This window comes from Staphylococcus haemolyticus, assembly GCF_006094395.1.
Taxonomy (GTDB): domain Bacteria; phylum Bacillota; class Bacilli; order Staphylococcales; family Staphylococcaceae; genus Staphylococcus; species Staphylococcus haemolyticus.
On the sequence record NZ_CP035291.1, the window covers coordinates 23,374 to 45,417 of the forward strand.

General features: G+C 32.3%; 22 protein-coding genes and 3 pseudogenes. 13 read left to right on the forward strand and 12 right to left on the reverse strand.

The window, feature by feature from the left end; all coding sequences use genetic code 11:
• Positions 1-10: 10 nt before the first annotated feature.
• The 8 genes from walK to EQ029_RS00135 all read left to right on the forward strand — a co-directional run bounded on the left by walK (position 11) and on the right by EQ029_RS00135 (position 8,143).
• The gene (walK, locus tag EQ029_RS00100) at positions 11-1,837 is read left to right on the forward strand and encodes a cell wall metabolism sensor histidine kinase WalK (RefSeq protein WP_016930922.1); all 1,827 of its coding nucleotides are present in this window, start codon (positions 11-13) and stop codon (positions 1,835-1,837) included.
• Positions 1,827-3,158 (forward strand): YycH family regulatory protein, encoded by a 1,332-nt coding sequence (locus tag EQ029_RS00105; RefSeq protein ID WP_033079928.1) that lies wholly within the window; start codon positions 1,827-1,829, stop codon positions 3,156-3,158. The genes walK and EQ029_RS00105 overlap by 11 nt, the downstream gene beginning before the upstream one ends.
• On the forward strand, positions 3,159-3,950 hold the full coding sequence (locus EQ029_RS00110; RefSeq protein ID WP_033079929.1) for a two-component system regulatory protein YycI: 792 nt from the start codon (positions 3,159-3,161) through the stop codon (positions 3,948-3,950).
• A 267-nt stretch (positions 3,951-4,217) separates the two neighbouring features.
• The gene (locus EQ029_RS00115) at positions 4,218-5,018 is read left to right on the forward strand and encodes an MBL fold metallo-hydrolase (protein ID WP_011274380.1); all 801 of its coding nucleotides are present in this window, start codon (positions 4,218-4,220) and stop codon (positions 5,016-5,018) included.
• Positions 5,019-5,422: 404 nt separating this feature from the next.
• Positions 5,423-5,902 (forward strand): 23S rRNA (pseudouridine(1915)-N(3))-methyltransferase RlmH, encoded by a 480-nt coding sequence (gene rlmH, locus EQ029_RS00120; RefSeq protein ID WP_033079930.1) that lies wholly within the window; start codon positions 5,423-5,425, stop codon positions 5,900-5,902.
• Positions 5,903-5,967: 65 nt separating this feature from the next.
• Complete coding sequence (locus EQ029_RS00125) at positions 5,968-6,744, forward strand: hypothetical protein (protein ID WP_057504846.1); 777 nt, start codon at positions 5,968-5,970, stop codon at positions 6,742-6,744.
• A 371-nt stretch (positions 6,745-7,115) separates the two neighbouring features.
• Positions 7,116-7,499 carry a hypothetical protein gene (locus tag EQ029_RS00130; RefSeq protein ID WP_031864346.1) on the forward strand — a complete coding sequence of 128 codons (384 nt, stop codon included), beginning with the start codon at positions 7,116-7,118 and terminating at the stop codon, positions 7,497-7,499.
• An 11-nt stretch (positions 7,500-7,510) separates the two neighbouring features.
• Positions 7,511-8,143, forward strand: coding sequence for a hypothetical protein (locus EQ029_RS00135; RefSeq protein WP_031864345.1), 633 nt, complete (start codon positions 7,511-7,513; stop codon positions 8,141-8,143).
• Between the two features lie 131 nt (positions 8,144-8,274).
• Here the strand turns inward: EQ029_RS00135 and arsC are convergent, their stop codons facing one another.
• Genes arsC through EQ029_RS00150 form a run of 3 tightly spaced genes read right to left on the reverse strand, consistent with a single transcriptional unit; the run spans position 8,275 to position 10,293 of the window.
• Positions 8,275-8,670 (reverse strand): arsenate reductase (thioredoxin), encoded by a 396-nt coding sequence (gene arsC / locus EQ029_RS00140; protein ID WP_048665480.1) that lies wholly within the window; start codon positions 8,668-8,670, stop codon positions 8,275-8,277.
• A 16-nt stretch (positions 8,671-8,686) separates the two neighbouring features.
• Positions 8,687-9,979: an arsenite efflux transporter membrane subunit ArsB gene (arsB, locus tag EQ029_RS00145; RefSeq protein ID WP_172458787.1), complete on the reverse strand. Its 1,293-nt coding sequence runs from the start codon at positions 9,977-9,979 to the stop codon at positions 8,687-8,689.
• Positions 9,976-10,293: an ArsR/SmtB family transcription factor gene (locus tag EQ029_RS00150; protein WP_011274435.1), complete on the reverse strand. Its 318-nt coding sequence runs from the start codon at positions 10,291-10,293 to the stop codon at positions 9,976-9,978. Before EQ029_RS00150 ends, arsB begins: the two co-directional genes overlap by 4 nt.
• 268 nt (positions 10,294-10,561) lie before the next feature.
• Here EQ029_RS00150 and EQ029_RS00155 point away from each other — a divergent pair, with 268 nt between their 5' ends.
• The 5 genes and pseudogenes from EQ029_RS00155 to EQ029_RS12885 all read left to right on the forward strand — a co-directional run.
• On the forward strand, positions 10,562-12,622 hold the full coding sequence (locus EQ029_RS00155; protein WP_031796870.1) for a heavy metal translocating P-type ATPase: 2,061 nt from the start codon (positions 10,562-10,564) through the stop codon (positions 12,620-12,622).
• A 17-nt stretch (positions 12,623-12,639) separates the two neighbouring features.
• Entirely contained in the window at positions 12,640-13,185 is a 546-nt protein-coding gene (locus EQ029_RS00160; protein ID WP_016931282.1) for a YdhK family protein, read from the forward strand.
• A gap of 327 nt (positions 13,186-13,512) precedes the next feature.
• Positions 13,513-13,623 (forward strand): annotated as a pseudogene (locus EQ029_RS00165) (hypothetical protein); the annotation flags it as partial.
• A 25-nt stretch (positions 13,624-13,648) separates the two neighbouring features.
• Positions 13,649-14,285, forward strand: a pseudogene (locus tag EQ029_RS12880) (restriction endonuclease subunit S); the annotation flags it as partial.
• Positions 14,286-14,527: 242 nt separating this feature from the next.
• A pseudogene (locus tag EQ029_RS12885) lies at positions 14,528-14,902 on the forward strand (restriction endonuclease subunit S); the annotation flags it as partial.
• 110 nt (positions 14,903-15,012) lie between these two features.
• Here the strand turns inward: EQ029_RS12885 and EQ029_RS00175 are convergent.
• The 9 genes from EQ029_RS00175 to ccrA all read right to left on the reverse strand — a co-directional run bounded on the left by EQ029_RS00175 (position 15,013) and on the right by ccrA (position 21,914).
• Entirely contained in the window at positions 15,013-15,234 is a 222-nt protein-coding gene (locus tag EQ029_RS00175) for a hypothetical protein (RefSeq protein ID WP_031870512.1), read from the reverse strand.
• 14 nt (positions 15,235-15,248) lie between these two features.
• Positions 15,249-15,746 (reverse strand): DUF1643 domain-containing protein, encoded by a 498-nt coding sequence (locus EQ029_RS00180; protein WP_031870513.1) that lies wholly within the window; start codon positions 15,744-15,746, stop codon positions 15,249-15,251.
• A gap of 17 nt (positions 15,747-15,763) precedes the next feature.
• Positions 15,764-16,075 (reverse strand): DUF960 family protein, encoded by a 312-nt coding sequence (locus EQ029_RS00185; RefSeq protein ID WP_031870514.1) that lies wholly within the window; start codon positions 16,073-16,075, stop codon positions 15,764-15,766.
• 86 nt (positions 16,076-16,161) lie between these two features.
• Complete coding sequence (locus tag EQ029_RS00190) at positions 16,162-16,512, reverse strand: SAUGI family uracil-DNA glycosylase inhibitor (protein WP_031870515.1); 351 nt, start codon at positions 16,510-16,512, stop codon at positions 16,162-16,164.
• Between the two features lie 529 nt (positions 16,513-17,041).
• Positions 17,042-17,692 (reverse strand): hypothetical protein, encoded by a 651-nt coding sequence (locus tag EQ029_RS00195; protein ID WP_031870516.1) that lies wholly within the window; start codon positions 17,690-17,692, stop codon positions 17,042-17,044.
• A gap of 49 nt (positions 17,693-17,741) precedes the next feature.
• Positions 17,742-18,251, reverse strand: coding sequence for a hypothetical protein (locus EQ029_RS00200; RefSeq protein WP_031870517.1), 510 nt, complete (start codon positions 18,249-18,251; stop codon positions 17,742-17,744).
• A gap of 34 nt (positions 18,252-18,285) precedes the next feature.
• Positions 18,286-18,798 carry a hypothetical protein gene (locus EQ029_RS00205; protein WP_031870518.1) on the reverse strand — a complete coding sequence of 171 codons (513 nt, stop codon included), beginning with the start codon at positions 18,796-18,798 and terminating at the stop codon, positions 18,286-18,288.
• Positions 18,799-18,924: 126 nt separating this feature from the next.
• A complete protein-coding gene (gene ccrB, locus EQ029_RS00210; RefSeq protein ID WP_031870519.1) occupies positions 18,925-20,556 on the reverse strand; it encodes a cassette chromosome recombinase CcrB in 1,632 nt (543 codons plus the stop codon).
• Entirely contained in the window at positions 20,553-21,914 is a 1,362-nt protein-coding gene (ccrA, locus tag EQ029_RS00215; RefSeq protein WP_057504845.1) for a cassette chromosome recombinase CcrA, read from the reverse strand. Before ccrA ends, ccrB begins: the two co-directional genes overlap by 4 nt.
• Positions 21,915-22,044: the final 130 nt, after the last annotated feature.

Sequence of the window (22,044 nt, forward strand, 5' to 3'; positions counted from 1 at the left end):
GCTTGCGACTATGAAGTGGCTGAAACAGTTACAATCCCTTCACACCAAGCTTGTTATTGTTTATGTGTTATTGATTATTATTGGAATGCAGATCATCGGTCTATATTTCACTAATAGTTTAGAAAAAGAACTGACAAATAACTTCATGAAGAATATTAAACAGTATGCGACACAGCTTGAAGTTAACATTGAGCGGATATACAGAGATGATCCCTCTAACGCTCAAAAAGAAGTTCAAAGTTTATTAAATGAGTATGCCAACCGTCAAGAAATTGAAGAAATTCGTTTTATTGATAAAGATCAAATTATCATGGCTACAGCGAAGATATCATCACATAATATGATTAATCAGAAAGTTAATGATAACTCCGTTCAAAAAGCCTTATCGCTAGGAGAATCCAATAGTCACAATGTTTTAAAAGACTATGGTAGCGGTAAAGAGCGAATTTGGATTTACAACTTACCCGTAAAGAATGGCAACGAGACGATTGGTAATATTTACATAGAATCGAATATCAATGATGTATATAATCAGTTGAATAATATTAACCAAATATTCATTATCGGTACTGCGATTTCCCTCTTCATTACCGTTATACTCGGTTTCTTTATCGCAAGGACGATTACAAGACCGATTACGGACATGCGTAATCAGACGGTAGAGATGTCTAAAGGTAATTATACGCAACGCGTTAAGATATATGGTAATGACGAAATCGGTGAATTAGCTTTAGCCTTCAACAATTTGTCTAAACGAGTTCAAGAGGCACAAGCGAATACTGAGAGTGAGAAACGTCGTTTAGACTCAGTTATCACGCATATGAGTGACGGTATTATCGCAACAGACCGACGTGGTCGTGTGCGTATCGTCAATGATATGGCGATAAAAATGTTAGGTATGTCTAAGGAAGACTTAATCGGTTATTACATGCTAAGTGTATTGAATTTAGAAGACGAATTCTCATTAGATGAAATTCAAGAGAATAACGATAGCTTCTTATTAGATATAAATGAAGATGAAGGCATCATCGCACGTGTGAATTTCAGTACGATTGTTCAAGAAACTGGATTTGTGACAGGTTACATCGCCGTATTACATGACGTTACTGAACAACAACAAGTTGAACGTGAACGTCGCGAATTCGTTGCGAACGTATCTCACGAATTACGTACGCCTTTAACATCGATGAATAGTTACATAGAGGCGCTTGAAGAAGGTGCTTGGAAAGATGATAATTTAGCACCATCTTTCTTATCGGTAACACGTGAAGAGACAGAACGAATGATACGTCTTGTTAATGATTTACTGCAATTATCGAAAATGGATAACGAATCCGAACAAATTACGAAGGAAATTGTCGACTTCAACATGTTCATTAATAAGATTATTAACCGTCATGAAATGGCAGCGAAAGACACGACGTTTGTGCGTGAAATTCCTTCAGAAACCATCTTTACTGAAATTGATCCAGATAAGATGACACAAGTGTTTGATAACGTTATTACTAACGCGATGAAATATTCTCGTGGTGAAAAACGTGTCGAGTTCCACGTGAAACAAAACGCTTTATACAATCGTATGACGATTCGTATTAAAGATAATGGTATAGGTATTCCTATTAACAAAGTGGATAAAATCTTTGATCGTTTCTATCGTGTAGATAAAGCGCGTACACGTAAAATGGGTGGTACTGGTTTAGGACTAGCCATTTCGAAAGAGATTGTAGAAGCGCATAATGGAAGAATTTGGGCGAATAGTGTTGAAGGACAAGGTACATCGATATTTATTACACTTCCTTGTGAAGTTATAGACGACGGTGATTGGGATGAAGAGTAAAGAGCATATTAAATCCATTATTCTTTTCCTACTAGTCATGATGAGTGTTGTGCTTACGTTTATGGTGTGGAATTTCTCACCAGATTTAAATAATATTGATAGCACAGATAGTAAAAAGAGCAATACTAAGACGATTGGTAAGCCCATGTCTGCCAATATAGAGAATGTGATATCTCCGTATCAAATTGTAGAAGTTAAAGGCGATAAGGTTAAAGGGCTGGCACCATCTCGTGCTCAATTGTCTCAAGTAACAGGTACATTGAAGAATCATGAAGTCAGTAAAGTGGAACATATTCATCGAGATTATAATTTAAATATTCCCATGTTAAATGACCACTTTACTGTGCTAGATTTCACTTATGATATGCCGCTAACGACATATCTAGGTCAAGTATTGAATTCATCAGCGAAAGTACCTAAAAATTTCAAATTTAATCGTATTATAGTAAGTCAAAATCCTAAAGAGAATTTAGAATTGTATGCGATAAGTGAAGATCGTCATGAAGTAATGAAAGTAACGTTGACTACGAAAGCTAATCATTTTATTAAAGTTATGGATCATTTGAATAAAGAAATGCAGAAATATTCAGAGGTAATCACAAATAAAGATACGATTGATAAAGCAACGCATATATTTGCGCCAAATCGTCCGAAAGACATGCGTTCTTACCGTATGGTTTATGATACGATTCCAGTCGAAACGATGAATGCTATTCTATTTGACGACTCAGTGATTATTCGAAGCGGTAAGAGTGGTTCAACAACGTACAATAATAACACTGGCGTAGCGAACTATAATGATGAAAGTAAGAAATATCATTATAAGAATTTATCTGAAGATGAATCTAGCTCAAGTGATATGGATTCAACGATTCCAAGTACATTTGAATATATCAATGGACATGGTGGATTCTTTAATGATGACTTCCGTCTTTTCAATACAGATAATTCATCGGGTGAATTAACGTATCAACTCTTCCTCAATGGCCACCCAACATTTAATGATCAGCAATTAAATGTTATAGAGGTCACTTGGGGAGATAAAGGCATTTATGACTATAAACGTGCGCTATTGCGTTCTAGTGTACCTCTAGAAGGTAAAACGAAGTCGCTAGATAGTGTTGAAAGTGTTCGTTCTTCACTCGCAAATAATCATACGATTGATTTCGAAAAGGTAACGAATATGGTCATTGGTTATAAAGAAGATGATCAACCTGATAAAGATGATATAGAAGTGCAACGTAATAGTGAGTTTGTGCCAACATGGTATATTCAATACGACGGCGATTGGTACGCTTATGAGGATGGGAGGCTTGAATAAATGAATTGGAAACGAACGAAGACATTGTTTATTTTCGTGTTTATTCTAGTTAATATCCTACTCGTATTGATTTACGTGAATAAGGTAACGAAGTCTCAAATTAACGAATCTGAAAGTGATAATGAGGTTAAATTCCAGCAAGAAGAAATTAAAATTTCGAAGGATATTTTAAATAAAGATGTAAGCGGGACGAAGATGCAGATGATTACTGCTAAGTCTAAAGACTTCGAAAGTTATGCGAAGGGTAAGTCGTCATTAGAAACGGAAGATTCTGGGAATACTTTAACAGGTGAGATTAATAGTACAGTTAATGTGAGTGATAGTAATTTAAGTGATTTAAAAGATTACATCATGAGTAATGTATACAACGGTAAGATGTATCAACTTGGTGATGTTACATCTGATACTGTGACGTATGAACAGACTTATGAAGGTTATCCGTTGATGAATAATAATAAAGCGCGTCTACGCTTTAATATCAATGATGGTAAAGCGACAAGTTATGAACAATCGGTAATGAATAACATTGAGCCTGCGAAGAGTGATAATAATCCTAAGAAGCAAGTGATTACACCGCGTAAAGCAGTAGAAACGTTATACTTTAATCGTTACTTGAAATCAGGCGATGAAGTGATGGATGCAAGGTTAGGATATTACTCGGTTGTGAGAGAAACGAATGTGCAATTATTGCAGGCGAACTGGGAAATTAAAGTGAAACATAAAGGTAAAGAAGACGTGAAGACTTATTATGTTGAAGCGACATCATCAAATCCGAAAGTGATTGATAACTAGGGAGCAGGAAGAATAGTAAGTGTGTGGGGCAACGATGGTCTCATGCACTTATTTTATTTGTATGTGTTAGTGTTGTAGATAAACATGGAATTGGAACTTTAATTATTGGATTGGTATAGTATAATATAAAGGTATTTTAGAGGACTGGATTGTTTCGAATGATGTGGATTGTTCGAAACTTCATTTTTTTAATTATAGAGTGCAGAATATAAGGAATTAGACTGAAGGCACTCTAAAATATAGAGTAAGTTGTCGGAAGTAGAAAGGATGAGCCGCTTGATACGAATGAGTGTATTGGCGAGTGGTAGTACGGGGAATGCCACTTATGTTGAGAGTGATAAAGGCAGTCTATTAGTAGATGTTGGACTCACTGGCAAGAAAATGGAAGATTTATTTAGCCAAATTGATAGAAATATAAAAGATTTAAACGGCATTCTAGTTACTCATGAACATAGTGATCATATTAAAGGATTAGGTGTGCTTGCGCGTAAATATGGTTTGCCGATTTATGCGAATGAGAACACGTGGAAAGCAATTGAGAAGAAAGATAGTAAAATTCCAATGGATCAAAAATTCATATTTAATCCTTATGAAACAAAATCTATTGCCGGTTTTGATATAGAATCATTTAATGTATCTCATGACGCAATTGATCCACAGTTTTATATTTTCCACAATAACTATAAGAAATTTACTATGATTACAGATACAGGCTATGTGTCAGATAGAATGAAAGGTATGATTCAAGGTAGTGACGCCTTTATGTTTGAGAGTAATCATGATGTGGATATGTTACGCATGTGTCGTTATCCTTGGAAGACGAAGCAACGTATTTTAAGCGATATGGGACATGTATCTAATGAAGATGCAGGACTAGCGATGACTGATGTTATTACAGGTAATACGAAGCGTATTTATCTTTCACATTTATCACAAGATAACAACATGAAAGATTTAGCACGTATGAGCGTTAGTCAGGTTCTAAATGAACATGATATAGATACTGAAAAAGAAGTGCTATTATGTGATACAGATAAAGCACAAGCTACACCGATATATACATTGTAATTATTTAGAAGAACGACCTACTTACAAAATTAGTATTTGTGAGTAGGTTGTTTTTTTATTTATTGAGTTAATTATCTAATAATTTGGACTATACATGATTATTCAAAAGGAACCTTATAATAACAAGATTTAGCCTAAATCTGTGAATAAATATTTAAGACTTACTTAAAGTTATCCCCAAAATTGAATGAAGTTATCCACTTTTGTGTATAATACACACAGAAATACTCACATTATTCACAGACTTATCCACATATATACAAGGATAGTCACATGAAATGGGGATATTTTTTAAAAATATGGCTTAATTCGTATACATTACTGTTATAATTAGAGGGAATTCTGTTAACAAGTTGATAACTTGTGGATAAGTAGGATAACTATTAACATCTATGGAGGATTTTATGAAGATAACAATCTTAGCTGTGGGTAAATTAAAAGAAAAATACTGGAAACAGGCTATATCAGAATATGAAAAAAGATTAAGTGCTTATTCCAAAATTGAAATTATTGAAGTACCTGATGAAAAAGCACCTGAAAATATGAGCGATAAAGAAATTGAACAAGTGAAAGAAAAAGAAGGTCAACGCTTACTAGCTAAAATCAAACCTCAAGCAACAGTCATCACTTTAGAAATCCAAGGTAAAATGTTGTCTTCAGAAGGATTAGCTGAAGAAATGCAACGACGCATGACACAAGGTCAAAGTGATTTCGTCTTTGTTATTGGTGGATCAAATGGATTGCATGAGGACGTCTTACAACGCAGCAACTACGCACTTTCATTCAGTAAAATGACATTCCCACATCAAATGATGCGCGTTGTCTTAATCGAGCAAGTATACAGAGCATTTAAAATCATGCGAGGCGAAGCGTACCATAAATAAAACTAAAAAATAGGTTGCGTAGCACATATTATGAAATAATTCATTAGATAAAGGAGAAATTGTTAATGACTATGTTTCGTGAGGCATTAATATGGCTAGTACTCCTAGTATTTAATTTAATAAACACGTTCTTAGTTATTATAGGGAAAACACAATTATTTAAAGTTCCACTATGGAGTACGTGGCTATTATGGGGAATTACTACGATCATTATACTAGGTATTTTATTCTTTAGAAAATATCTACAAAAAACGTATTCTCTAACTAATATAAATTCCGATAAAAAGTTTAAAGACGGTGAGTTCTTTGTACAAATCCCTTTATACATCATTGAGAATCAAAGCAATGTTATATACGGTAACGAGACAATAACGTATAAACCTGTTTTTGTTAATATATTTCATAAATTATTGAGTCTCTTTGGTGTTCAAACAAAATATAGTGTATATATGAATTCTAGTGAGAACAATGTAAAAGTAATTCGTAAACATGTGGTAGCGAATAAACATCAATATACGATGTATTTGAATGATGAAGAAGTAGGCATACTTGAGATGAAACAGTTCTTCAAAAGTGGGGGAAAGCAACAAATTCCTTATACGTTTAATTACAAATCTGAGTTATTTGATGTAAGCAATCCGTTTTTTAGTAATGAAACCAAAATTACATTTGAGAATGAAGTATTATTAACCGCAAAGCGTAGTTTTTTAGATATTTCAAAAAGTAAACTGACTAAAAAACGTGGGGAAAAACACAATATACACATTCACAGTACTAGAGTAGAGAAAGAAATATTAATAGCCATTTACTTACAATGCATGATAAACAAGCAAACACAATAAATGAAGTATAGGTGTAGTATAAATGAATCAAAATAATAATTGATTTAACCATTAACGAATAAAGATTTTAGTACAAATATACCCTATTATCATAACTGCTAAAAAAGATAGTGAAGGCAACAAAACAAACCATATTGACATACATCTCTCTCCTTACTCACCATGTTTTTTATTTAAAATCTAAACATATGATTAAAAGTGCTAGATGATTTTAAATACAGTTTAACAAAAATAATTTAAAATGAAATAACTCACAATTGATATATTAAAATTTGTATAAAAGGTTTAAAGATAAAGTAAGTTATATATCACTCACTTGGAAATGAATTGACTAAGAATGTTACAATGCAAATGAGTAGAGGAGAGTGTTTATGAAAAAGATAATATTATTAGCTAGTCTATTGGGTTTGTCTTTTATGTTAGTAGCTTGTGGAACATCGGGAGAACAGAAAGAACCTTCTAAAGATAGTCAAAAGTCAGAGAAATATACATATGAGTATTATGAAGTGCTAAATAATGGTTCAGAAGATACACCCAATGTGGAAATAAAATATAAAGATAAAAATGGTAAATCACATTTACAAAAGACGGATTTAGAACACGTTTATGAACATATTTTAAATGATGGAAATAAAAAGCCTTATATAATTAAAGATGGCAAAAAGATTCATGTCTATCGTCCACCATATATGATTTATGGCGATGACGATATTGAAGGACAAGTTACTGCTAAAGATGAAGTGTCTAAAGAGTAAGAGGTGAGTTGGTGAAGCATAAAGTATTAAAAATGATAAGTATAATGATAATCTTTAATGTGACCTCGCTTTGTATATTGTCTACAAACTTAGAAGCTGTAACCTCAAGCACTAGTAGCTCAAGTTCGAGTAGTAGTTCGTCATCTTCTGCGGTTAGAAGTTCAACGTCTTCAAGTTCGTCAATGAGTCGTTCAAGTACGATGAATGCTTCACGAGTTGCAAAACAATCAAGTCAGCGTGCAGCTCAACAAGCTAGTCGAACAAACAGTATTACATATAATAATAAGGCATCAAAATTTAAACAAGACACTGGTAAAATTCAATCTCAACAAGCACGATCAATGGTTTCTACAAGACATAGATATAGACCAGGGGCCTCATATGCGTCACAATTTATGGCTACTTCATATTATAATAATTGGTTATATTTTTATTTTATTACATCCGGTATGTATAAAAATAAAACCAATCATGTTGAATACCAAAAAAACATGTTGAAACAACAAATGAAAGCGCATGAGAAATTATATACCATTACCGTTCAAACTAATAAAGGCAAACGTTTAGTTGTTGTCCCGAAAAAGCAATACGATGAAATTAAAAACGGTGAGAAAGTGAAAATTAAAAATAGTGCATTACAATAACTCACATTGAGTAGTCCAACGTTCTTAATAGAAGGGAGTTTTAGTAAAGTTTGTTCATCATTTTAAACTCTGTAATAGTCTAAAATGACATATTAAAAAAAGCGTCCCAATTATATTGAGACGCTTAAAGTTTATCTAGCATTAAATGATTCAATGGCTGCTTGGATTTCATCTCTAACACGCTGGAATTCTGACCAAGGTTTGCCAGCAGGATCGTCAAATCCCCAATGTTCCTTCTTTACATTAGGCGGCAAAACAGGACAGTTTTGATCAGCATCACTACATAGAGTTACTACTAAATCGGATTGGTTTAGTATAGTGTTGTCAATTAAATTAGAAGTATGGTTTGAGATATCAATTCCAACTTCTTTCATCGCTTCGATTGCTTTCGGATTGACACCGTGTGCCTCAATACCGCCAGAATATACTTGCCATTCATCACCTAAGATGTTCTTAGCCCAACCTTCAGCCATTTGGCTACGGCATGAATTACCTGTACATATAAAATAAATTATTTTCTTTGTCATCATTGACACCTCTTTTTTAAAATATAATAAGTGTAACGTATAAACCAACTAATGTGATAAACAGAACAGGAATCGTAATAACAATACCCGTTTTAAAATATGTGCCCCACGAAATTTTTACTCCCTTTTGTGTTAAAACGTGCAACCATAGTAATGTTGCTAAGGAGCCGATAGGTGTGATTTTAGGTCCTAAATCTGCACCAATGATATTGGCATAAATCATGCCTTCTTTAATTAAACCGGTAGTTGCAGATTGTCCAATAGCAATGGCATCAATTAATACGGTAGGCATATTATTCATAATGGCTGAAAGAAATGCGGATATAAAGCCCATACCTATCACACTACTAAACAATCCATAGTTTGATATGCTTGATAGAATATTAGCTAATAATGCAGTAATACCCACATTTTTCAGACCAAATACAACTAAATACATACCTATAGAAAAGAGCACAATATTCCAAGGTGCACCTTTGATCACTTGTTTCGTGTTTACAACGCTTGATTGATAGGCCAATACAGTAAATATAAACGCAATTGAACAAGCAATGATCGATACTGGAATTTGAATAAATTCACTAACTATATAACCAATGAGTAAGATTGATAAAACAATCCATGAAAACTTGAATAATTTTGGATCTTTAATGGCTTGATCAGGTGTTTTAAGGTTTTTAATTTCAAAATGGTTAGGAATAACTTTTCTGAAATATAGCCATAATACAACAATACTTGCAAGTAAAGAGAATAGATTGGGAATCATCATGCGACTTACATATTCAATAAATCCAATATGGAAGTAGTCAGCAGAAACGATATTAACCAAATTACTTACAATTAATGGAAGAGACGTAGTATCTGCAATGAATCCACTTGCAATGATAAAAGGAAAAATGACTTTTTGATTAAACCCAAGATTTCTTACCATAGCGAGCACGATTGGAGTGAGAATTAATGCAGCTCCATCATTCGCAAAGAAAGCTGCTACAATAGCGCCTAACAACATAATGTAGACAAACATCTTAAACCCATGACCATTTGAAGCTCTGACCATATGTATAGCCGCCCATTCGAAAAATCCAATTTCATCTAAAATTAATGAAATGAGTATAACAGCGACAAAGGTTAACGTCGCATTCCAAACAATTCCAGTAACTTCAATAACATCCGAGAGACTGACAACGCCTGTAATAATAGCGATGATAGCACCAAACAATGCTGTAATACCAATATCTAACCCCTTAGGTTGCCAAATAACAAACATGAGAGTTAAAAGAAAAATAATAATCGCTAGAATAGTCATTATGTACATTCACCTGTCTTTATCTTTTTACACATACATTGTTGAGTAGGAGAGCTAATATAAGTTAATTCATTGTTGATTGAATCTAAGGACTTATGATTAAGTCGGTACATGCGCTTAGTACCGTCTTTTCGTGTAGATACTAATTCATTATCTACTAGAATTTTCATATGATGACTTAATGTAGGTTGTGAAAATTGAAAATACGCTAATAAATCACAAGCACATAATTCACCGCAAGATAATAAGTCTAATATTTCTAATCGACTTGGATCCGATAAAATTTTTAATTGTAATGATAGTTCCTTATAAGACATATGGATGTCATCCCTCCTTTATTATAGATTATCATCTATATAGACAAATATCTATATAGATAATACTTTTTGCAATAATACATTTAATTAAAACCTTGTTTTAAACATCGATGACAAGATCTAATGTAGGACGTGGAGACATCATTTTCGGAATGATATAAATAAATCCATAAATGGAGATAAATCGAAAACATTTATACCCCTAGGGGGTATGTGTTATAGTATAAGTATAGCTAATATAATATTTTCATAAATAGGAGGGGTTAATTTGAATAATAATGGTGAAGAGCATAATCCTCAAAATCACATGAATCATTCCAATCACATGCATCATGATAACCATGCCTCACATCATCATAGTGGCCATGCACATCATCATGGAAATTTTAAAGTTAAGTTTTTTGTTTCATTAATTTTGGCAATACCTATCATTCTTTTATCGCCAATGATGGGTGTTAACTTACCTTTTCAATTCACATTTCCAGGTTCTGAATGGGTAGTGTTAATATTAAGTACAATTTTATTCTTTTATGGTGGTAAACCGTTCTTGTCTGGTGGTAAAGATGAAATTGCTACAAAAAAACCAGGCATGATGACCTTAGTTGCCCTAGGTATTTCAGTAGCTTATATTTATAGCTTGTATGCTTTTTATATGAATAACTTTAGTAGTGCAACTGGTCATACAATGGACTTTTTTTGGGAATTAGCAACCTTAATTTTAATTATGCTATTAGGACATTGGATAGAAATGAATGCTGTCGGAAATGCTGGAGATGCTTTAAAGAAAATGGCAGAACTGTTACCTAATAGTGCTATTAAAGTTATGGATAATGGCCAACGCGAAGAAGTTAAAATATCAGACATCATGACTGATGATATCGTCGAAGTAAAAGCCGGAGAAAGCATTCCGACAGATGGTATTATCGTTCAAGGACAAACATCTATAGATGAATCCCTAGTCACTGGAGAATCTAAAAAAGTACAAAAAAATCAAAATGACAACGTCATCGGGGGTTCTATTAATGGGTCTGGAACAATACAAGTCAAGGTTACAGCTGTGGGAGAAGATGGATATCTTTCTCAAGTTATGGGACTTGTTAATCAAGCACAAAATGATAAATCTAGTGCTGAATTGTTATCTGATAAAGTAGCGGGTTATTTATTCTACTTTGCTGTAATTGTTGGCGTGATTTCTTTTATTGTCTGGATGCTCATTCAAAATGATGTTGATTTTGCATTAGAACGTCTTGTAACTGTGTTAGTCATTGCTTGTCCACATGCTTTAGGCTTGGCAATACCTTTAGTCACTGCACGTTCTACTTCAATTGGTGCACATAATGGTTTAATTATTAAAAATAGAGAGTCTGTAGAAATAGCTCAACATATCGATTATGTAATGATGGATAAAACTGGTACTTTAACTGAGGGTAACTTTTCTGTGAATCATTATGAGAGCTTTAAAAATGATTTGAGTAATGATACAATATTAAGCCTTTTCGCCTCATTAGAAAGTCAATCTAATCACCCATTAGCTATAAGTATTGTTGATTTTGCGAAAAGTAAAAATGTTTCATTTACTAATCCACAAGACGTTAATAATATTCCAGGTGTCGGATTAGAAGGTCTAATTGATAATAAAACATATAAAATAACAAATGTCTCTTATCTTGATAAACATAAACTTAATTATGACGATGACTTATTTACTAAATTAGCTCAACAAGGTAATTCAATCAGCTATTTAATTGAGGATCAACAAGTCATTGGCATGATTGCTCAAGGAGATCAAATTAAAGAAAGCTCAAAACAAATGGTAGCTGATTTACTATCAAGAAATATTACACCAGTCATGCTTACAGGTGACAATAATGAAGTGGCACACGCTGTCGCAAAAGAATTAGGTATTAGTGATGTCCACGCACAACTCATGCCAGAAGATAAGGAAAGCATTATAAAAGATTATCAAAGTGACGGTAATAAAGTCATGATGGTCGGAGACGGTATCAACGATGCGCCGAGTCTTATAAGAGCCGATATTGGTATAGCAATTGGTGCAGGCACAGATGTTGCAGTAGATTCAGGTGATATCATACTTGTTAAAAGTAATCCATCAGATATTATTCATTTCTTGACCCTTTCAAATAATACTATGAGAAAAATGGTGCAAAACTTATGGTGGGGTGCAGGTTATAATATTGTTGCTGTACCTTTAGCAGCTGGTATTTTAGCGTTTATCGGCTTGATTTTATCACCTGCAATAGGTGCTATTTTAATGTCGCTAAGTACGGTTATTGTTGCAATTAATGCCTTTACATTAAAATTAAAATAAAAGATAGGAGTTTTATTATGATTAAAAAATTATTTTTTATGATATTAGGATCATTACTAATATTATCAGCTTGCTCCAATAATGATGAAAAAGATAAAGACACTAATGACCAAAAAAGTGAGAGCCATATGAAGCATAATGATGAAAGTAAAGTTCCTGAAGGTATGAAATCGACTAATGAGGGTGAATTTAAAGTAGGAGATAAAGTAACGATTACAGCAGGGCATATGCCAGGTATGAAAGGTGCAGAAGCTACTGTAAAAGGTGCGTATAAAACATATGCTTATGTTGTAAGTTATAAACCCACAAATGGAAATGAAAAAGTAAACAATCATAAATGGGTCGTAAACGAAGAGATCAAAGATGCACCTAAAGATGGATTTAGTAAGGGCGATACTGTTAAATTAGAAGCAAGTCATATGTCTGGTATGAAAGGTGCTACAGTCAATATAGATAACGTGAAAAAGACTACTGTTTACGTAGTTGATTACAAATCCAAAGATAATGGTAAAATCATTAAAAATCATAAATGGATGACAGGAAATGAACTGAAAGCACGATAAAAATCTAGTTCTAGATTGAGAAATAAATAGATATAAAGATATCCTCCTTAATCAATAATTTAAATAACTTATTATTGTTAAGGAGGATATTTTTTAGTGTGTAAATTAAAAAGAATTTTAGAAGAATAACATTTATCAAAAAACTGTTCATTACCTTCTTAAATGAAATTATATAATTAAAAACCGCATCATTAACCGATACGCAGAAGCATATCATAAGTGATGCGGTTTTTATTAATTAGTTGCTTAAAAATGAAGTATGCAATATTAATTATTATTAAATTTTGATATATTTAAAGAAAGATTAAGTTTAGGGTGGAAAAATGAATGGCTTATCAAAGTGAATATGCATTAGAAAATGAGGTACTTCAACAACTTGAAAATTTAGGATATAAACGAGTAAATATACGTAATATTAAATCAGAAATTAACGATTATCTCAAAGAACTAGGAGTGTTAAAACATGACTGAACATAAAAATACTCCAGAATTAAGATTTCCAGAGTTTAAAGAAGAATGGAAATTTCAAAAATTAGGAAACTTAGCTCAATTTTCAAAGGGCAAATCATTATCAAAAAAAGATTTAAATATAAATGGAAATCCCTGCATTTTATATGGAGAATTATATACTAAGTATGGAGCTATCTTAAATAAGGTCTATAGTAAAACTTCTACTCAAAATGATTCACTGGTATTCTCAAAAAGAAATCAGATTTTAATACCTTCTTCTGGAGAAACAGATATCGATATAGCAACTGCAACTGCTATTGATACTGATGTAAAAATAGCAATAGGAGGTGACTTAAATATAATAACTCCTATTAATTCTGATGGAAGATTTATTTCTTTATATATTAACGGTAAAGGTAAATATAACCTAGCAAAATATGCTCAAGGAAAATCAGTAGTTCATTTATATAATTCAGATATAAAAAAATTAAATTTTTATCTCCCTACTAATATGGTTGAACAAAAGAAAATAGGAAATTTCTTTAGCAAACTCGACCGCCAAATTGAGTTAGAAGAAGAGAAACTGGAACTTTTAGAGCAACAAAAACGTGGATATATGCAAAAGATTTTTACACAAGAGTTGAAATTTGAAAATAGCCAACTAGAAAATATTAAATGGTCATATAAAACACTTGAAGAATTAAATAGTTTCTTTACAGATGGAAATTATGGAGAAAGTTATCCAAAGTCTGAAGATATGAGTGATAAAAATGATGGTGTAGCCTTTTTAAGAGGTTCCAATTTGAAAAAAGGCAGAATAACATTAGAAGATGCCAATTATATAAGCAAAAAGAAACATAGTGAACTAACAACAGGTCATCTATTTTTAGATGACATTGTTATAGCTGTAAGAGGTTCTTTAGGAGCAGTTGGGTATGTTAATGAAAACATGGTTGGTAATAATATAAATTCACAGCTGGCAATTATTAGAACTTCAAGTTCATTACTTTACGGTAAATATCTATTATATTATTTAATGAGTAATCAAGGTAAAAAAGAACTTTTGAGTAGAGTAACTGGAACTGCTTTAAAACAATTACCAATTAAACAAATTAAACAAATTAAAGTACCTGTTCCAAAACTTCACGAACAACATAAAATAGCTAACTTTTTAAGTGAACTAGATAATTTAATTGATAATCAAACGGAGAAAATGGAAATTTTAAAGCAGCGTAAACAAGGATTACTACAAAAGATGTTTGTGTAGTTCTTATAAAATCCTATTATGTTAATTGAAAATACCAAAAAAATAAGTTGAGAGCATCCTTCACAGTAAAAGTGAAGGATGCTTTATTTTTATTGTAAGTAGTATGATATTCATTTTGATAGATATTGGTTAATAATTGCCTGTAAATCATTGTTAAGTACCGTTGTTATAGAGTCGTCATTCATAAAATCATCATAGATTTTATCCAATATTTCTTTATCTTCAATCGCTGTAAAATGATGTACTAGACCTTTTACAATAGATATATAATTTTGAGATGCTAAGCAACTAGCAACTGTTCGCCAGTCTGATTGTGTGGTTTTATGGTTCATAGATAATCCTCCTTTTATTTCAATGTCCATTTTTGACGTGCTTTAGGATTAAGTGGATGCATGATTTCATTTGTTGCTGGATTTATAAGCTTTTTGACTTTCTTTTTATGAGGTTTCAACATTTCCATCACTTGTGCGACACGTTCGACAACAACTGGTCGCTTCGCATAAGCACCATAGGCTAGAATGACTGTTTCACTTTCACTTATTGCTTTCATCAAGTGGATATCTGTGTGTTTGTCATAAGGCTCTTTAATATGTTTAAGGTTTTCAGACGTTTTAATATTGGAAAATAGATTTACAAGATATACAGCACCATATTGTTCAGTATTAGCTAATTGATTGAGGATAAGAACAGTTGTGAGATCGAGTGATAATACGCCATCTAAATGAGGGTACATCGTTATCACTGTACATGCAGGTTTCTTTTCATCCCATGTTTTCTTGAGTAAGTAGCGGTGTTGTTCATCATCGCTAAATATGGCTTCTGTCGTACTTTTGATTGTATTCATATATATTGTCACTCCTTTTAATATTCTTCTGGCAAAAGCATCACATAATAAAAAGCGTCTACATCATCTTCTCGGATAACGTAGACTTTCTTAGGTAATGCATTTTGATTTTTTACATAGTTTGTATAGTGATATTCCAATTTGTATGCGGGTTGTTCTTGTTCATGTGTGATTGAGAGTATATTCTCATCTTTTTGTAGTCTAAAAATGTGTAGGTAATCTGTATGATTTTGATTATCTCTTTCATTTACCATATTCCAAAGTAAGATTTGAAGGTCTAGAGATAGTTGTTCACTAATGCCTCTTGTGATGTATCGATTGATTTTCATATTATTTTACCTCGTCTTGAATTTCTTTCATGATGATAATTGCTTGACTAATAATCGTAACAGATATTTGTGCCACTTTGATCCAATTATTCATGGTCTTTCTCTCCTTCCTTTAATAAATGACGTTCATCGATAATCGTATTTTTAGTATCAGTGAGGTAGAGAAAATCCATATCAAAATGATCCAGATAACCAATACTGATGAGTTGGTTATTGGCGTACATAAGAAATGGATAGATACTTAGCTCATGTAGCTCATCATTGTAGTAGGTATAAGTTTCAAGTGTAAGATGCGCAAGTGGGGTATCATTAATAAAACGTTCGGGTAGAATATTTTCTGCTGCTTCTTCTAACGCTTCACATTCCCATGTTTCGTTGTTAGATAGTTGGAATAGACGAGTTATATACTGTTTGAGTTCTTGAGTGGTTGTTTTCATATTATTGCCTCCTAGATAGTGTGATAGCGATGTATTTCATATACACCACTGAGATAATATATATTTGATTTGTCATTTATTACGGATCCCGTTGACAATATGAGAAAATTCCATATAAAAACCCGCTACAAACGTTGGTGTAACAAGGAAATCCCGGAATCCCACTCATTTTGACGAACAATCAACTCATTATTTATAAGTATTGATGATAGGGTTGTGTCTCTGCTTCCTTATATATATTATTTATTTATAAAGAATAACGGGATTTTGGGATTGTGCTTGCACAATCCTTCTGCTTCATCGAGTAAGCAAATCCCATTCATTTCCCGTTAAAACATCATCGTGGGATGTTCTTTAGCAATTTCAATATAAGCATCGTGTAGTTATGAAAAAAATTACGATAATGACTATTTCATTAGATAAGTGTTATTGAAATTGATAAAGAGAATTCTTAAACTTAGTTAGAAAATTTAAAGAAAGAAAAAACGAAGTGCTTGAGGGCACTTCGTTAATATTACAATTGGTATTATTAATCTTCTTCGCTAGAGTCAGTATCATCATCTGAATATACAGGTTTAGGACTACCTACATCTCCACGTGGATTGTTTGGATTATAACCTATGAATGCTTGTTCATCTTCAGATAAATTATCTAATTCCTCTTGAGTCATTCCAGTATCTTTATTTTTTTCTAGTTCTTGCCTACCATATTCAGCCATTTTATCAGAAACAGGCTGAAATTTTCCTTCATTAGCTAATCTTGTAGCTTCAGGAGTCATTTCGCTTTCAGATATAATCCCATCTCCATTTTTATCAAATCTGCGAAGATTATTTGGATCATCATTCTTCTTACTTTCTTCACTATTATTCTGGTTATTTATATTTGTGTATTCATTTTTATTATTACCTTCTTGTGAATTTGTTTCTAGAGATTGGTTGTTACTTGTAGTTTGTTGAGTAGTATCTTGGTTTGATTCATTAGATTCAAGATCTTTTTGTTTATCAGATTTTGATGGTTTATTCTCATCTTTCTTATCTTTATCTTGTTTTTTACTTACAGTATCAGCTTTTGTGTTGTCATTGATGAACGTATCTTTAGCAAAATTTACTACAAATAGTGCTAAACCAATAAATATGATTGATAGTATTGCAATTAATAGAATATTAATAATTTTTTTCATTTTTTTCTCCTTATGATTTTGATAAATAAATAATAGATTGAGTAAATAATTAATTTAAAGAAACATCCTCATCGATTACTACATCATCATCTATACCTTCATACATTGTTACATGTCCAGTACTAGTTACATTTATTTTATAGGTTGCGCCAGCCCCAGATTTGTTATTGGCAACGATAGACCAAGTATCACTACTAGCATCATAAGTTGGCTCCTGAAACCTTATTAATGAAGCGTCACCGCCACTGTCATTAATTCCTTTTATGACATAGTCAAATACATTATTGCGATTCACTTTAGTATTAGATGTATTGTTATTTGTTTCATTACTTGCTACATCATTATTATTTTCGTCCGTAGAAGTTTCTATAGTATTTCCATTAGATTGATTTATTTGTTGATTTGAAGTGGTATCTTTATGTGTATTTTCCGTTTGTTTTTGATTAAGTTGTTTTTTCAAATCGTCGATTTCCTTGACTTTGCTATATCCAAAAAGACCAGCAATAGCTAATATTGCTAAGACAATTAATACACTTAATATCTTTATTGCAGTTTTCATTGTTCTTCCTCACCTTCATCTCCACTACATAATTTTAGTCTTCACTTCCATCATCAATATAGCTACCTGATTTTTTTGCTTCTTGCATTTTTCTATCTAATTCTTCAGGATTGTCATAGACATCTTTTAAAGTGTCCCTTAATTCAGATAGTGTTATTTTCATATTATCAGGAGTAGGAGCTCCTCCAGTCTGTCCTAATTCATCAGTTGGTCTCTCATATGCGTTTTCATTGTAGTTGTTATTTATGTTAGTTGTCTTATCGTTTGTAGTAATGTTTTGCTCATTACTAGATGTTTGTTGTTGAGTGTTATTTGCTTCAACTGATTGATTTTCATTATTAGTAATTAGGTTTGAATCATTATCTTGGTTTAATTTACTAGAATTTGTAGAGCTGTTATTTTTAGAAGTATCTTGATGAGATTTATTAGTAGTTTTAGTATCGTTGTCACTCCACATATCTCTAGCAAAATTTACTGCAAACAATATTAAACCAATAAATATGATGGATAGTATCGCAATTAGTAAAACATTAATAATTTTTTTCATTCATTTTCCCCCTTTATTTGTAATATTTAAAATTTAACAAATTAATTTTATCTAATTTTTATAATCGTATCTACTATATTTTTAATTATTTATTATTTTAGTTAATATTTATACTCATTTCTTTTATTAAATAGTAAGGTACAGTGTTTGTGGCAAAAATAAAGACGAAGTGCTAAGGAGCACTTCGTCGAGTGGATGGTTATTAAATAGTTGTTTGATAATTTCATTATTCAGTTTAAGCGTAACATAAAATTGCTTCTTATGATGCTCATCTTTTCTGATGTCAATGCGATCGATGACTGTTAGATATAGTGATTTCAATTGAGATTTCTCTAATTTGTCTATATCTTTGAATATTGTTTGTAGTATGTTGGCAATCATATCAGCATCATAATGTGGAGCTTCCGCTTGTTTATCTTGTTCTAGTTGATGTATTTGATTATTTATTTGATTCAATTCATCTTGATAGTTAAGTATTGTTGGTTTTAATATACTATCTAAGTCAGGTGAGTCTTCAATCGTTTTCGTTAGTGTATGCATTTTGATTTTTAGTTCTTCACATTGTGACTGTTTATAGGCAATATCATGATTCAAAGAAGAGACGTCTATTTGACTTCTTTCATTTACTTTTTCAACCAATTGTTTCAATACCTTTTTACTTTTGATAATCTCCAATATTTGATCCATAACATATTTTTCCAATACATCTGCTCTAACAGAATTAGCACTACATACTTTAGAACCTTTGTTTCTAAAATTACTACATGAGTAATATCTGATTCGTTTCTTAGTGCCATCTTTTAAAGTATTAGTTGTATTACTTGCGGCCATTGCTGCGCCACATTTCGGACTCGGACATTTTACAATCCCAGTCAGTAGATTGGTCCCTTTACCATGAACTTGTGGTTTCTTACGACTCTCTTGGCGTTTAAACTGTACTTTATCCCATAAGGCTTTATCAATAATAGGCGCATGCTTACCATCCGCAATAATCGGTTCTTCATTGAGTCCTTTTCGTCTCTTATCGCTCCAGTGTCTATACTTCGCAAACTGTATCTTTCCAATATAAAAAGGGTTTGAGATGATATAGGTAATGGATGAAATACTAAACGGTTTCCCTTTCTTAGTCACGTAACCTTTGTGATTTAATGCATTCGCAATTTTACGATAACCGTGCCCTTTGGCGTATGACTCAAAAATATATTTAACAATATTTGCTTCATGTTGATTAATCATCAGTTCTTTTTTACTATCAGGCACTTTATCATAGCCTAGAGGTAAATTACCTTGGTAATAACCTTCAATAGCACGTTGTCTTTGGCCATTGTAGACATTTTCTACAATTGTATTTCTTTCAAATTCAGAGAAGCTAGCTAAGATTTGGAGCATTAATTTACCAGTTGAGCTGGCAATTTCTATTTTTTCAGTTAGACTAAAAAATTCGACATTAATCTTATATAATTCTTCGACAATAGTTAATAAATCTGAGGTATTTCTAGCTAAACGATTGGTTTTGTAGACCATAATACAATCTAACTTACCGTCGTTTGCATCTTTTAATATACGTTGTAGTTCAGGACGTTGCGTGGTTTTACCCGATATACCTCGATCGGTATATTCATCAACGACTTCATATCCTTGAAATTGACAATACTCTTTAAGTTGATTTAACTGGCTTTGAATGCTGTAGCCGTTCGTCTGGATTTCAGTCGATACACGGGCATATAATCCAATACGTTTCTTTTTGAGTTGTGTCATATGACTTCATTCCTTTCAGGAGTTATTAAATGTGATTGTTCAACGATATTGAGTGGAGTATTTTTAAAGTAGATTCCTTGTAATTGTTTAGTTTGAGTTATTGTAATTTCATCAATCAAAGGTGCTATGTCCTGTAAAGTTATTTTATTTTTTATGACATATTTTAATTTGTCATCGATTTGGTAGGTTGAATAAGTAGGATAATTCTCTTCACTTTTACAACTAGCAGATAAACGTTTGAACGTTTTTACATCAATACGATTTTGAGCTAGCTTTTCAATCAATTGTGCTTGTGTTAGATGGGTTTCTTTATGCTTTATTTGTTGGTGTTTTAGAGCTTTTAGTACTGTCTTATTTAATTTGTCATGAAATGATTGATTGTCACAATACGCTTTACAAGTGCTGAGGATCTCTGTTTCAATCATTTGTGCATTGATACCTTTAAATGGACACGTATGATAAGCTTCATTCATATTCTTAGGACAAACGTAGTAACGTAGAGAGTAATTTTCTTTTTTTATCGTTAAGTTTGTTAATGTTGATTGACAGTAAGGACATTTGATTCGTCGCTTTAACTTATTTCTAGAATTGGATCGATTGTGTTGTTTATGAATACGACGCTCTTGTGCTTCTTCAAACGTATCAATATCAATAATAGGTGGAACGATATCATTAAATGTTCCATATTTATTAATGACACGACCACAATAATTAGGGTTCAAGAGAATATTTCTAACTTGATAGGGCTTACGTGGAATAAGCTTAGGGTTGTTATCTAAATGTTGGGAAATTTTTTTGTAGCCTAGCCCTTGTAAGTACCAGCAATAGACCACTTTGACTGTATACGCTTCTTCTTCATGTACAACAAAATGACCTTGTTTGTAACGATAACCAAACGGAGCATGAGTTGTGATTAGCTTACCTTGTTTGGCTTTTTCTCTTATCCCATTTCGTGTCTGTTCACTGATATTATTAGACTCCATTTCAGCTAGACTCATAAGTATGTTTAGGCGAAAGCGATCAAATTCTTTAGATAAGTCAAAATAGCCATCATTCACGCTGATGATTGTGACTTGATGCTTTTTACAAATTTCAAAGAATTGTATAGCGTTTTTCAAATTACGATGAAGTCGATTCAGACGATAACAACATAATACTTTACATTTTCCAGATGTAATCATTTCTACCATTTTTTGATAGCCCGAACGTTTTGTATGTCGACCTGTTTTTTTATCATCATAAAACGTCACATGAGACCATCCATATTGTTTAGCAGTATCCATAATAAGTGATTTCTGTGTCGCTAAGCTTTGTTGTTTTAATGTACTTTGACGTACGTAAGCAATGGCTTCTTCCATGTTATACACCTCCATAGAGATAATATATGTTTATGAATGAATTAGAATGAAAGGTCCAACGTGTTAAAAGCACGTTGGACCGCAATGATTAATTATCGTTTTGTAACTCTTCAACAACTAAATCAGCTAG